Genomic DNA, 13,513 nt, shown 5'->3' with positions numbered 1-13,513 from the left:
GCTTTCCGTAATTGCCGGATGAGTTCACAAATTTAACGATAGCGGGCAAATATTCGTGATTTAGATCACATCTTTGAGCGGAAATAAAAAAGCCCGCGCGCGGCGGGCTGTGGCAGGCAGGCGAAAAGCTTAGCGTTCGGCGTCGGCGAGCTGCCGTTCATAGACCTTGAAGAACGGACGATAGAGCATCCAGGCATTAAAAATGGCGAACAGGCACATGCAGAGGTTTTTCCAGCTGCCGTTGGCTGACCACGCCGCGCCAAGCGGCGCCGGCATCGACCACGGCAGCATCGCCACCGCCCGATCGAGAACCCCAAGATGGGTTAAATACCAGGCGATACAGGCGTTTATCAACGGTACAAAAAGAAACGGCAGCAGGAAAACCGGGTTCATGATAATCGGAAAGCCGAACAATATCGGCTCATTGATGTTAAACAGCGAGGGCAGGAGGCCAATTTTCCCCACGCTTTTCAGCTGCCGCGAACGGCTGCGCATCGCCATAAAAACCAGCGGCAGCGTCGAGCCGATGCCGCCGATCAGCAGGTAGAAATCCCAGAATCCCTGCAGGTAGATATGCGGCAGCGTAGCGGAACCGGCGGCAAGCGCCTGCTGGTTTTCAAACAGATAGGTCATCCAGAACGGGTTCATAATCCCGGTGATAATCAGCGCGCCGTGAATGCCGACAAACCAAAGCAGGTTGCAGATAAATAAAGAAATTAATACCGCAGTTAGGGTATCGGACGCCACCACCAGCGGCCGCACCGTTTCGCTAATCAGCTCCGGTAAAATGCGCCCGGTGCTCTGCAGCAGCAGCGCGTTGATGACGCTAATAGAGAGCATCACCACCAGCAGCGGGATCAGCAGCTGAAAGCCGTTGCGGGTCATCACCGGCACCTCTTCCGGTAGGCGGATGCACCAGCCTTTCTTATAGAAAAAGCGCACGATTTCAATAGAGTAAGTGCTTGAAATCAGCGCGGTAAAAATCCCCATTCCGCCGAGGAAAATATTGGTCGCGCCGTTGTCGCGAAAGCCGATAAACAGCAAAAACGCCAGGCAGCCGGTCAGCCCGCAGAGCCGCTCCGGCAGTCGGTACTGCTTGGCAAGGCTGGCGCTGGCGCCGAAGGCCACAATCAGCGCCACCAGCCCGATAGTCAATTCAAAGGTTGGCAGCAGAATGGGCCGCAGCTGGAAATAGAACTGGCCGAAAGCCGATGCGCCGTTGATGGAAACGGGCGGAAACAAAATCGGCACCAGCAAACTTCCCACAATCACAAACGGCATCGCCAGCGCAAAGCTGTCGCGCATCGCCGTAATGTGGTTATTGCGCGTCAGAACGTTGGCCAGCGGCGCCAGCCGCTGTTCGATGATATCGACGGCAACATTCATCAACTGAATGTTCATAATCCTGCCTTTAAGAATAGAGGTGTCGCCAGGATGATCGCGCACTCCCGGGTAAAGTAAAAGCCCGCCATAGGTGATCGTGGTCACAATAAATAAATCCACAAACGGAAAGCGCTTTCCGTTTTATATCCGTTATGACTATAGTCGGCGCATCCATCTCATCAGGAGCGATATATGAAAAAGATAATGTTGTGCTGTTCCGCGGGCATGTCCACCAGCCTGCTGGTGAAAAAAATGATCGCCGAAGCCGAGCAGCGCGGTCTGCCGGTGGAGATCAACGCCTTTGGCGTCGCGGAATTCGATCAACAGGTCGGCCATTACCAGGTGGTCCTGCTGGGGCCGCAGGTGAAATACATGCAGAAAGATCTGCAAAAGCAGGCTGATAAATACGGTATCCGCGTGGAACCCATCAACATGATGGATTACGGCATGCAGAAAGGCGGCGCCGTACTGGATTTCGCGCTTTCCCTTATCGATAACAAAAACTAAGGAAAGATCATGAGCTCTCTGTACGCGAAGCTGATCGCCGTGATTGAACAGAAGATCACGCCTATGGCGGGGGCGATCGGCCAACAAAAATACGTCACCTCCATCCGCGACGGTTTTATTACCGCCCTGCCCTTTATGATCGTCGGCTCGTTTTTGCTGGTCTTTATCTTCCCGCCGTTTTCCCCGGATACGACGTGGGGCTTTGCCCGCGCCTGGCTGCAATTTTCTCTCGATCATCGCGATGCGCTGATGCTGCCGTTTAACTTCAGCATGGGGGTGATGACGCTGTTTATCGCCGTCGGGATCGCCGCCAGCCTGGCAAAACACCACAATCTGGACTCGCTGACCGCCGGGATGCTGTCCCTGATGTCGTTCCTGCTGGTGGCCGCGCCGCTGAAAGATGGCCAGATCTCCACCGCCTACTTCTCCGGCCAGGGGATCTTCACCGCAATTCTGGTGGCGATTTACTCTACCGAGCTGTACGCCTTCCTCAAGCGCCACAATATTACGATCCGTCTGCCGCCTGAAGTGCCGGCGGGCGTGGCGCGCTCGTTTGAGATCCTGATCCCGGTGCTGGCGATCGTGCTGACGCTGCATCCGCTGAATCTGTTTATCGAAGCGCAGCTGGGCATGATCATCCCGGAAGCGATCATGTCGCTGGTGAAACCGCTGGTGGCGGCGTCCGATACCCTACCGGCGATTCTGCTGTCGGTGCTGGTGTGCCAGGTGCTGTGGTTTGCCGGCATTCACGGGGCGCTGATCGTCACCGGGATTATGAATCCGTTCTGGATGGCGAACCTGTCGATCAACCAGGCGGCGATGGCCGCAGGCACCGCGATCCCGCATATCTATGTCCAGGGCTTCTGGGATCACTATCTGCTGATCGGCGGCGTCGGCTCCACCCTGCCGCTGGCTTTGATGCTGCTGCGCAGTAAGGCGGTGCATCTGCGGACGATTGGCCGGATGGGCGTAGTGCCGGGCGTATTTAACATCAACGAACCGATTCTGTTCGGCGCGCCGATCATTATGAATCCGCTGTTCTTCCTGCCGTTCGTGCTGGTGCCGATGATCAACGCAACCCTGGCCTACTTTGCGCTGAAGCTGGACCTGGTGAGCCGCGTGGTGTCGATGACGCCGTGGACGACGCCGGCCCCTATCGGCGCCTCGTGGGCGGCGAACTGGAGCTTTAGCCCGGTGATCATGTGCCTGATTTGCATGGCGACGGCGATGGTGATGTATCTGCCGTTCCTCAAAGCCTACGAAAAACAGCTGCTGGAGCAGGAGCACGCTAACGCGGCGGCCCAGGCCGAAAGCGCGCCGCAGTCCGCATAATTCATACTATTCAGAGGTTTGTCATGGAATTAGAAGAACAGGTAATGGGTATCATCATCAACGCCGGGCAGTCGCGTAGTCTCTGTTACGAAGCGCTGAGCTGCGCTAAAGCGGGTGATTTCGCCGCCGCCGACGAAAAAATGAAAGAAGCGGCGCATTTTGCCCGCGAGGCGCATTTGGTACAGACCCAGCTGATTGAGGCCGACGAAGGCGAGGGTAAAACCAAAATGACCCTGGTGATGGTTCACGCTCAGGATCATCTGATGACCTCGATTCTGGCGAAAGAGCTGATCGGCGAACTGATCGCCATTTACCGCTCGCAACCGCTGCACGCGTAGTGTTCCCCCTCTCCGGGGGAGAGGAGATGACGTAGCCCGGGTAAGGCGTTTACGCCGCAACCCGGGAAAACGGTAGATTCTCATGTCACCTGGCTGACTGACTTCCCGGCTCGCGCTGCGCTTAGCCGGGCTACCTGGACTGCACGCGTAGCGGCCCCGGAAACCGTCGACCACAATTAAGGACAACCATGCTACATCTGGGTTTAGACATTGGCGGCACCAAAATGGAAGCCGTCCTGCTCAACGCGGCGGGCGAATGCGTCTATCGCCAGCGCCGTCCGACGCATAAAGAGAGCTATCAGGCGTTTATGCAGCAGCTGCTCGGACTGATTGCGACCGTCCGCGACTGGAGCGAACGGCCGTTTACTCTGGGCATCGGCCTGCCGGGGGCTATCGACCCGCAAAGCGGCCTGATTAAAAACTGTAACTGTCTGGTGCTCAACGGCCACGACCTGCGTCATGACCTGATGCGGGAGCTCGGTCAACCGGTATGGATGGCGAACGATGCCGACTGCTTCACCCTCTCTGAGGCGGTAGACGGCGCGGGCGCGGGGGCAACGACCGTATTCGGCGTTATCATCGGTACCGGCTGCGGCGGCGGCGTTGCGGTGAACCAACGGCTGCTCAGCGGGCCTAACGCCATCGCTGGCGAATGGGGACACAATCCTCTGCCGGGCTATTGCCCCGAGCGCGACGGCCCGGCGCAGCCCTGCTACTGCGGCAAAGAAAATTGCATCGAAAGCTTTATCTCCGGTACCGGCTTTGCCTGCCGCTACGGCGAGCAGGCGCCTGCGGAAGCGATTATCGCCGCCGCGCAAAACGGCGAACCGCAGGCGCTGGCCCACTGGCGGCATTTTATTGACGCTTTCGGCCGTAGCCTGGCGTCGGTAATCAATATCCTCGATCCGCAGGTGATTGTACTGGGCGGCGGGCTCTCCAACGTCGGGCAAATCTATGAGCAGCTGCCGTCGGCGATTGTCCCGTATCTCTTTTCCGACAGTTGCCGAACGCAGATCAAACAGGCCCGCTTCGGCGACGCCAGCGGCGTGCGCGGCGCGGCCTGGCTGCCGGTTCTGGCCAACGCTGAAGCCGGTCGGCGGTAGACACTTTTTTCAGCAGGTATGCTAAGCTAGGCGAAAATATTCAGACAGAAAATGCCATGCCAACCATTGATGATGTTTCAAGATTAGCGAATGTCTCCCGAGCGACGGTATCCCGCGTGCTGACCGGCACGCGGGGCGTGCGCGAAGAGAGCCGGGAAGCGGTGCTGCGCGCGGTAGAGGAACTTAACTACCGCCCGAGCTTTGCCGCGCAAAACCTCGCCAGTCAGACATCTAATCACGTGGGGCTGGTGATCCCGGCGAACGATGACAGCAGCGGCGCGCGCCTGCTGCCGATGCTCTCGCTAGCGCTGAAGGGGCTGAATAAAAACCTGATTGTTCAGTACGTCACGGATGCGGCGGAACAGGCGGCGGTCGTCGACGATTTACAGCGCCAGTGCGTGGCGGTGGTGGTGCTCGGCGCCGTGCCGGCGGATGCGCCGCGCAACGTGATCTCCTTTGACCGCTTCAGCATTGCCGGGGTCAATAATCAGGGCTACGACTACGCTTTTGCCACCGAAAGCGCCTGCCGCTACGTGATCGGCAAGGGCCATCGCAATATCGCGCTGATCGTTGATAACGACAGCGATGACGCCAGCCGCCAGATGCTCGAAGGCTATCGCAACGTCCTGCAAAACTACTCCATCCCTTTTAACCGGCAGCTGATGCTGGCGGCCAACGATAACGTTGAACAGGCGCTGCTGACGCTGATTAACAGCTTCAGCAAATACTCGGTGATTATCGTGAAACGGGACCGCTACGCCGCCGAAGCGATGCGCCTGCTGCGCGAGTTCAACGTTGCCGTACCGCAGGAGGTCTCGCTGCTGAGCCTGGAAGATTCTCCCCTCGCCTCGCTGCTCAATCCGCCGCTGACCTGTATCTCCTGGCCGCTGGAGCAGCTGATGGAGAACTGCCTGCAGCGTATCCGCAACCTGATTGACGAGCGCCCCACCTTCTCTCCCGAAGGGCGCACGCTGGCGGGCCGCCTGATCCCCCGCCAGTCGGTGGCCGATCTCTCCTGACTTCAGCGTCCGGCCTTCCGCGTGGCCGGGCCTTTTCCTCTCCCGCCGCGGGTTCGCACGCTAATCATTCGCCTCACATCTAAATAAGAATTATTTTCATTTATAAATAGCTTGTGCTATATAACATAGCAATGGCTATAAATGATGATTAATTAACCGCAACGTTGTGAGGGACCTTATGCTGCACCTGCCACCCCTGAAGCATCTGATGTTTGCCGCCACGCTGGCGCTGCTGGCCGTCGCCCCCGTCCAGGCAAAAGAGAAATTTAAAGTGATTACCACCTTCACGGTGATCGCCGATATGGCGCAAAACGTCGCGGGCGACGCCGCCGACGTCAGCTCCATCACCAAACCGGGGGCCGAGATCCATGAATATCAGCCGACCCCCGGGGATATCAAACGCGCGCAGGGCGCGCAGCTGATCCTCGCCAACGGCCTGAACCTTGAACTGTGGTTCGCCCGCTTTTATCAGCACTTAAACGGCGTACCGGAAGTGGTGGTCAGCAACGGTATTCAGCCGATGGGCATCAGCGAAGGGCCGTATAACGGCAAACCCAACCCGCACGCGTGGATGTCGGCGGACAATGCGCTGATCTACGTCGATAATATTCGCGACGCGCTGGTGAAATACGATCCTGCGAACGCCGACGCCTATCGCCACAACGCCGAAGCCTACAAAGAGAAGATCCGCCAGACCATGGCGCCGCTGAAGGCGGAACTGGCGAAGCTGCCGCAGGATAAGCGCTGGCTGGTGACCAGCGAGGGCGCGTTCTCCTATCTGGCCCGCGATAACGGCCTCCAGGAGCGCTATCTGTGGCCGATAAACGCCGACCAGCAGGGCACCCCGCAGCAGGTGCGCAAAACCATCGACACCATGAAGAAAGAGCGGATCCCGACTATCTTTAGCGAAAGCACCATCTCTGATAAACCGGCGCGTCAGGTGGCCCGGGAAGCCGGCGCCCACTACGGCGGCGTCCTGTACGTCGACTCTCTGAGCGCCGCCGATGGCCCGGTGCCGACCTATCTCGACCTGCTGCGCGTCACCACCCAAACCATCGTCCAGGGCATCAACGACGGACTAAGGAAACAGGCATGAGTCACGAGCTGCCGGGCCTCGCGGTCAACAATGTCAGCGTCACCTACCGCAACGGTCATACCGCGCTGCGCGATGCTTCGTTTAGCGTCCCGCGCAGCGCCATCGCGGCGCTGGTCGGGGTGAACGGCTCGGGAAAATCGACGCTGTTTAAAGCGCTGATGGGCTTTGTGCGCGTCGGAAAAGGCGATATTGCGATTCTCGGTCAGCCGGTTAATCGCGCCCTGCGGCAGAACCTCGTCGCCTACGTTCCGCAGGCGGAAGAGGTGGACTGGTCCTTCCCGGTGCTGGTGGAAGATGTGGTGATGATGGGGCGCTATGGCCATATGGGCTGGCTACGGCGGGCCAAACCGCGCGACCATGAGATTGTCGACGCCGCCCTGGCGCGGGTCGGCATGAGCGAGTACCGCCACCGCCAGATCGGCGAACTCTCCGGCGGGCAGAAAAAGCGCGTGTTTCTGGCCCGCGCTATCGCTCAGCAGGGAAAAGTCATTCTGCTGGATGAACCCTTTACCGGCGTCGACGTGCAGACCGAAGCGCGCATCATCGAGCTGCTGCGGGAACTGCGCGACGAAGGCTGCACCATGCTGGTTTCCACCCATAACCTCGGCTCGGTAAGCGAGTTCTGCGACTACACGGTGATGGTCAAAGGCACCGTGCTGGCCAGCGGCCCGACGGAAAGCACCTTTACCGCCGAAAACCTCGAACTGGCGTTTAGCGGCGTGCTGCGCCACGTGGTGCTGAGCGGCGCGGAAGAGCGGATTATCACCGACGATGAGCGGCCGTTTATCAGCCGTCGGGCGGCGGGAGGCGAAAGATGAGCTGGCTACTGGAGCCGTTTGGTTATCACTATATGCTGAACGCGATGTGGGTCTCGGCGCTGGTGGGCGGGGTGTGCGCGTTTCTCTCCTGCTACCTGATGCTTAAAGGCTGGTCGCTGATTGGCGACGCCCTCTCCCACTCCATCGTGCCCGGCGTGGCGGGCGCTTATATGCTCGGTCTGCCCTTCGCGCTGGGGGCGTTTCTTTCCGGCGGCCTGGCGGCGGGCAGCATGCTGTTTCTTAACCAGCGTTCGAAGCTGAAGGAAGACGCGATTATCGGCCTGATCTTCTCCTCTTTTTTCGGTATTGGCCTGTTTATGGTGTCGCTGAACCCCACTTCGGTGAATATCCAGACCATTATTCTCGGCAATATTCTGGCCATCGCCCCGGAGGATATTATCCAGCTGGCGGCGATTGGCTCTATTTCGATGGCGATTCTGCTGCTGAAGTGGAAAGACCTGATGGTGACCTTTTTCGATGAGAACCACGCTCGTTCCATTGGCCTGAATACCACCGCGCTGAAGCTGCTGTTCTTTACTCTGCTGGCGGCCTGTACCGTGGCGGCGCTGCAGACCGTCGGCGCGTTTCTGGTGATTTGCCTGGTGGTGACGCCCGGGGCCACCGCCTGGCTGTTGACCGACCGCTTCCCGCGCCTGCTGGCGATTGCCGTCGCGATTGGCAGCCTGACCAGCTTTTTCGGCGCGTGGCTGAGCTACTATCTGGACGGGGCGACCGGGGGGATTATCGTCGTCGCCCAGACGCTGCTGTTTTTAGCCGCTTTTGTTTTCGCGCCGAAGCACGGCCTGCTCGCCAGCCGTCGCCGCGCCAGGGAGGCCTCATGCTGAGCGCGCTGATTGAACCTTTCCAGTTCTCCTTTATGGTCAACGCCATGCTGGTGGCGGCGATCGTTGCCGTCCCCTGCGCGCTGCTGTCGGTGTTTTTGGTGCTCAAGGGCTGGGCGCTGATGGGCGATGCCATGAGCCACGCAGTTTTTCCGGGCGTGGTGGTGGCGTATATCCTCGGTATCCCCTTCGCCATCGGCGCGTTTATCGCCGGGTTGTTCTGCGCCATCGCCACCGGTTATCTCGATGATAACAGCCGCATTAAGCGCGATACGATCATGGGCATCGTATTTTCCGGGATGTTTGGCGCGGGCCTGGTGCTGTACGTGTCGATTCAGTCGGAGGTCCATCTCGATCATATTCTGTTTGGCGACATGCTGGGTATTTCCGCCAGCGATATTGCGCAAACGTCGCTGATCGCGCTGGCGATTGCGCTGATAATCGGGCTTAAGTGGCGTGATTTTCTGCTGCACGCCTTTGATCCGCAGCAGGCGAAGGCCAGCGGATTGCGCTGCGGGCTGCTGCATTATGGGCTGCTATGCATGATTGCGCTGACCATCGTGGCGACGCTGAAAGCGGTGGGGATCATTTTGTCGATTTCGCTGCTGATAGCGCCGGGGGCGATCGCTCTGCTGCTGACGCGGCGTTTTGTCAGCGCCCTGCTGCTGGCGGTGGCGATAGCGTTAAGCTGTTCGCTGGGCGGCGTGTGGCTGTCGTTTTATCTCGACAGCGCCCCGGCGCCGACCATTGTGGTGCTGTTTACCGTCCTGTTCGTTATCGCGTTTGTCTGGACGTCGGTTCGCGATAGTCAAACCACGGCCCGTTCCGGCGAAACCCCGGGTCGCGGCTGACGCCTTACCCGGGCTACAGACCGCACGAATTGTAGCCCGGCTAAGCGCAGCGCGAGCCGGGGAGTTTATTGCTGGACGTCGGTTCGCGATAGTCAGACCACGGCTCGTTCCGGCGAGGCCCCGGGTCGCGGCTGACGCCTTACCCGGGCTACAGACCGCACGAATTGTAGCCCGGCTAAGCGCAGCGCGAGCCGGGGAGTTTATTGCTGGACGTCGGTTCGCGATAGTCAAACCACGGCCCGTTCCGGCGAGGCCCTGGGTCGCGGCTGACGCCTTACCCGGGCTACAGACCGCACGAATTGTAGCCCGGCTAAGCGCAGCGCGAGCCGGGGAGTTTATTGCTGGACGTCGGTTCGCGATAGTCAGACCACAGCTCGTTCCGGCGAGGCCCCGGGTCGCGGCTGACGCCTTACCCGGGCTACAGACCGCACGAATTGTAGCCCGGCTAAGCGCAGCGCGAGCCGGGGAGTTTATTGCTGGACGTCGGTTCGCGATAGTCAAACCACAGCCCGTTCCGGCGAAGCCCCGGGTCGCGGCTGAGGCCTTACCCGGGCTACAGACCGCACGAATTGTAGCCCGGCTAAGCGCAGCGCGAGCCGGGGAGTTTATTGCTGGACGTCGGTTCGCGATAGTCAAACCACGGCTCGTTCCGGCGAAACCCCGGGTCGCGGCTGACGCCTTACCCGGGCTACAGACCGCACGAATTGTAGCCCGGCTAAGCGCAGCGCGAGCCGGGGAGTTTATTGCTGGACGTCGGTTCGCGATAGTCAGACCACGGCTCGTTCCGGCGAGGCCCCGGGTCGCGGCTGACGCCTTACCCGGGCTACAGACCGCACGAATTGTAGCCCGGCTAAGCGCAGCGCGAGCCGGGGAGTTTATTGCGGCTTTTTGGGCCGATACTTTTCCGGTAACTCCGGCACCGGGCGTTTGTCATCGATCAGGTGGCGAATCGTCAGGATCGGGTGCCGCCAGAGCATCCGCGGCCCCGCCCAGCGCATAATCTGCTTCATCTCTTCGCGTTTCGCGGGCTGATAGCAGTGCACCGGGCACTGCTTGCAGGCGGGCTTTTCTTCGCCAAATACGCACTTATCCAGCCGCTTGTCGGCATAGCCGTTGAGCGCCTGATAGTGTTCGGCGTCGTCGCGAGCATCCGGGCAGCGGCGCTGGTAGAGCGCAATCATGCTGCTAATGGTCTTTTTTTCCCGCGCAATACGTTTGCCCGCCATCGCCTGTTCCCCCCGATAAAGATGCATTCATAATACACATTCAGAGAGGACGATGCAGCCCCATACTCCCTGAGGATTATGCCGGTTTATCCACGTGCCCCAGTGGTTTTTCCGGGAAGCACACATCGCGCACCCGGCGCTTGAGCTCCGCCGCGTCGGGGAAACCGCCATCCTGCTTGCGCTCCCAGATTTGCACATCATCAACGGCCACCACGAAGATCCCGCCGGTTCCCGGAACCAGCGTGACCGAAGCGATATCGGTGCTAAAGCTGTGCAGCAGTTCCTGTGCCATCCAGCTGGCGCGCAGCATCCAGTTGCACTGCGAACAGTAGGTGATGGTAATCGCGGCTTTATGGCTCATCGGCTTCTCGCTGTCGGTAAAAGGGCAAATTGTAAACAACTTGCAGATTAATTGAAGATAACATGATTATTTTGTTGCAAACGATAATACCTATCATTACCATTCGCAATCAATAAGCATGGAGAAAAAACGTCCAGTAACGGAATAACCGGACACACCTGCACTCTGGAAGTAACGCGTGAGCCAATACTAATAATGATTAAGGCGTGGCTACTATGTATAACTCCACTCAATCAACAGCATGGTTCAAGAAAAGCCTGCTGGTGACTTCTTTGCTTACAGCAATTTATCAGACTTCCGCCGGGGCGGCTGATACCACCGCGAAAACCACCAGCAGCGCATCGACTGATGACAGCTCGGAACGGATGACCGTTACCGCGCCGGCGCCGTTGCTGAAAGCGGGCAGCGAACATTCGATCGGCGCTCAGGAGCTGCAGGATAAAGGGGCCAACGACTTTGGCTCGATCATGCGCTACGAGCCGCTCATTAGCGCCACCGGCGCCAGCGGCGGTTCCGGCAACGGCAAAAGCGGCTTCGACCGCGGCGGCTATACCGGCTACAATATCCGCGGCATGGAGAGCAACCGCGTCGGGATCGACGTCGACGGCATCGCCCAGCCGAACGCCACCGGACGCAGCTACGCCAGCCGCGCGGGCCTCAATACCTTCGGTATGGGCCGCGACTATATTGACCCCTATATGTACGGCAGCATCGATATTCAGTCCGGGGCGACATCAACGGAAACCGCCAACAGCGCCATCGGCGGCAACGTCTCTTTCCGCCCGAAATCCGCGGATGACTATCTGCATCCGGGCAAAACCAGCGCCTTCGGCTACCGCAGCGGCTACGACTCGTCCGATCGCAGCTGGCACAACGGCGTCACGGTCGCCGGCGGCGACGAGACCCTGCGCGGGATCTTCGTCTACAGCCGTCGCGACGGTCAGGAGACGGAAAATAACAGCGGGACCGTTGATTCCTATCCGGCAAACTGGCACTCGGACGCCTTTATGGCCTCCGGGATCTGGCAGCCGAATGACGAACATAAGTTCACCAGCACCTTCGATTATTACCATAAAACGAACCACACGCATTACGACGCCTGGGACTCCAGCGGCAACAGCGTTATCGGTACGTCAAAGCAGACCAGCCAGACCCGCCGCTGGGGCCTGAGCCTGAAAGACGACTGGACGCCGATGAACGACTATATCGACAGCGTATCGACCAAAGTCTACTACCAGCATACCGAGGCCCATGACTGGACATATATGCCGGACAGCGTCACCCGCGCGATGCAAACGGTGAGCTCCGACTACGATACCGACACCTGGGGGATTCAGAGCGCGCTGGCGAAATCGATAGGCCGTCACGATCTGAGCGCCGGTTTTAACGCCAGCACGACGAAAACCCAGCGGCCGTTAACCCAGTCGCCAACCCCGAGCGCCTATAGCCAGATTATGCAGCCGGACGCCGACAGCCGCGGCTATATCGTCGCCGGCTTCCTGCAGGACAAAATTAACTTCGACCTCGACGGCCATAACTTTGCGGTTATCCCGGGCATTCGCGTGATGCATCAGTCGACCAAACCGGAAAACGTCTCCGATCTGGCCAACAACAGCAGCGTGCTGACCGGTTCCGACGTGTCAAATCTGTACGGTAAGAACGCTGATACCCAGGCGCTGCCGTCGCTGGTGTTGCAGTACGATATCACCCCGCGACTGATGACTTATCTGCAGTATCAGCGCGGCGCGCAGTTCCCGAACGCCAGCCAGCTATACGGTTCGTGGAACCTCGGCTCCAGCTACGCCGGACGCGCCCAGTATGCGCTGATCGGCAACACCGATCTGAAAACCGAAACCAGCGATAACGTTGAGTGGGGGATGAAGGGCGAAGTGGCGGAAGGCATCACCATGCGTACCGCGCTGTTCTACAACACCTATAAGAACTTTATCGCCTATACCCGCTACACCCGCGCCAATAATCCGACGCAGTTCACTAACGTACCGTCGAACATCTACACCATTTACCAGGCGGAAAACCGCGATAAAGCGTACATCTACGGCGGCGAAATCAGCGCTAAATTCAACTTTGGCACCTGGTTTGAAGAGGTTAACGGCCTGAGTGCCACCCTCGCTTACGGCTATAGTGAAGGGCAATCGAAATCCAGCTACAGCGGCGATAAGTACGTCGACCTCGATAGCGTCGCGCCAATGAAGGCCATCGTCGGCGTGGCGTGGGACGATCCGGCAAAAGTGTACGGCACCGCGCTGACCGCCACCTTTGTTAAGGGCAAGCGCGCCACCGCCACCAACCGTGAAAGCTATACCAACACCGGTTCCGCCATTACCGATTCGACCAGCGAATACATGCGCGTTCCGGGCTACGGCATGCTGGACTGGACCGCGTACTGGCAGGTCGCGAAGAACGTGCGCGTCAACGGCGGCGTGTACAACATTACCGATCGTAAATACTGGGATTATCTGAGCAGCCGCAATATCGAAACGGCGACGAACCAGGACGCCAACGACAGAGCGCTGGCGGTGATGCCTGGCCGCACCTGGCAGCTGGGCGTGAACGTCGATTTCTGACCGGCCAATAATAAGAAACCTGCTCCCCGGCCGCGCGCCGGGGAAACTCATC

At 59.1% G+C, this 13,513-nt stretch carries 13 protein-coding genes; 10 read left to right on the top strand and 3 right to left on the bottom strand.

Annotation, left to right across the window (positions count from 1 at the left end; translation table 11 throughout):
• Positions 1 to 129: 129 nt before the first annotated feature.
• Complete coding sequence (locus tag JLG71_RS05820) at positions 130 to 1,401, bottom strand: PTS sugar transporter subunit IIC (protein WP_064375650.1); 1,272 nt, start codon at positions 1,399 to 1,401, stop codon at positions 130 to 132.
• Positions 1,402 to 1,575: 174 nt separating this feature from the next.
• Here JLG71_RS05820 and JLG71_RS05815 point away from each other — a divergent pair, with 174 nt between their 5' ends.
• The 9 genes from JLG71_RS05815 to sitD all read left to right on the top strand — a co-directional run bounded on the left by JLG71_RS05815 (position 1,576) and on the right by sitD (position 9,289).
• Positions 1,576 to 1,890, top strand: a complete 315-nt coding sequence (locus tag JLG71_RS05815; protein ID WP_004104871.1) for a PTS sugar transporter subunit IIB — start codon at positions 1,576 to 1,578, stop codon at positions 1,888 to 1,890.
• A gap of 9 nt (positions 1,891 to 1,899) precedes the next feature.
• Positions 1,900 to 3,222: a PTS cellobiose transporter subunit IIC gene (locus JLG71_RS05810; protein WP_004134311.1), complete on the top strand. Its 1,323-nt coding sequence runs from the start codon at positions 1,900 to 1,902 to the stop codon at positions 3,220 to 3,222.
• A 23-nt stretch (positions 3,223 to 3,245) separates the two neighbouring features.
• Positions 3,246 to 3,560: a PTS lactose/cellobiose transporter subunit IIA gene (locus JLG71_RS05805; RefSeq protein WP_032720421.1), complete on the top strand. Its 315-nt coding sequence runs from the start codon at positions 3,246 to 3,248 to the stop codon at positions 3,558 to 3,560.
• A 188-nt stretch (positions 3,561 to 3,748) separates the two neighbouring features.
• Positions 3,749 to 4,663, top strand: a complete 915-nt coding sequence (locus tag JLG71_RS05800; RefSeq protein WP_200914015.1) for an ROK family protein — start codon at positions 3,749 to 3,751, stop codon at positions 4,661 to 4,663.
• Between the two features lie 56 nt (positions 4,664 to 4,719).
• Positions 4,720 to 5,682, top strand: a complete 963-nt coding sequence (locus JLG71_RS05795) for a LacI family DNA-binding transcriptional regulator (protein WP_025106458.1) — start codon at positions 4,720 to 4,722, stop codon at positions 5,680 to 5,682.
• A 178-nt stretch (positions 5,683 to 5,860) separates the two neighbouring features.
• The gene (locus JLG71_RS05790; protein ID WP_014226544.1) at positions 5,861 to 6,778 is read left to right on the top strand and encodes a metal ABC transporter substrate-binding protein; all 918 of its coding nucleotides are present in this window, start codon (positions 5,861 to 5,863) and stop codon (positions 6,776 to 6,778) included.
• Positions 6,775 to 7,596 carry a manganese/iron ABC transporter ATP-binding protein gene (locus JLG71_RS05785; RefSeq protein ID WP_014226545.1) on the top strand — a complete coding sequence of 274 codons (822 nt, stop codon included), beginning with the start codon at positions 6,775 to 6,777 and terminating at the stop codon, positions 7,594 to 7,596. The genes JLG71_RS05790 and JLG71_RS05785 overlap by 4 nt, the downstream gene beginning before the upstream one ends.
• The gene (gene sitC / locus JLG71_RS05780) at positions 7,593 to 8,441 is read left to right on the top strand and encodes an iron/manganese ABC transporter permease subunit SitC (protein WP_014226546.1); all 849 of its coding nucleotides are present in this window, start codon (positions 7,593 to 7,595) and stop codon (positions 8,439 to 8,441) included. Before JLG71_RS05785 ends, sitC begins: the two co-directional genes overlap by 4 nt.
• Entirely contained in the window at positions 8,435 to 9,289 is an 855-nt protein-coding gene (sitD, locus tag JLG71_RS05775; RefSeq protein ID WP_101827125.1) for an iron/manganese ABC transporter permease subunit SitD, read from the top strand. Before sitC ends, sitD begins: the two co-directional genes overlap by 7 nt.
• A gap of 875 nt (positions 9,290 to 10,164) precedes the next feature.
• Here the strand turns inward: sitD and JLG71_RS05770 are convergent.
• Both JLG71_RS05770 and JLG71_RS05765 read right to left on the bottom strand, forming a co-directional pair.
• A complete protein-coding gene (locus JLG71_RS05770; protein WP_014226548.1) occupies positions 10,165 to 10,515 on the bottom strand; it encodes a nitrous oxide-stimulated promoter family protein in 351 nt (116 codons plus the stop codon).
• A 76-nt stretch (positions 10,516 to 10,591) separates the two neighbouring features.
• Positions 10,592 to 10,876 (bottom strand): SelT/SelW/SelH family protein, encoded by a 285-nt coding sequence (locus tag JLG71_RS05765; protein WP_004853555.1) that lies wholly within the window; start codon positions 10,874 to 10,876, stop codon positions 10,592 to 10,594.
• Between the two features lie 215 nt (positions 10,877 to 11,091).
• Here JLG71_RS05765 and JLG71_RS05760 point away from each other — a divergent pair, with 215 nt between their 5' ends.
• The gene (locus JLG71_RS05760) at positions 11,092 to 13,461 is read left to right on the top strand and encodes a TonB-dependent receptor domain-containing protein (RefSeq protein ID WP_154935878.1); all 2,370 of its coding nucleotides are present in this window, start codon (positions 11,092 to 11,094) and stop codon (positions 13,459 to 13,461) included.
• Positions 13,462 to 13,513: the final 52 nt, after the last annotated feature.

The organism is Klebsiella michiganensis, from assembly GCF_015139575.1.
Lineage (GTDB): Bacteria > Pseudomonadota > Gammaproteobacteria > Enterobacterales > Enterobacteriaceae > Klebsiella > Klebsiella michiganensis.
The sequence above is the reverse complement of the archived record's forward strand: the minus strand, read 5'-3'. Positions and strand labels throughout refer to the sequence as shown.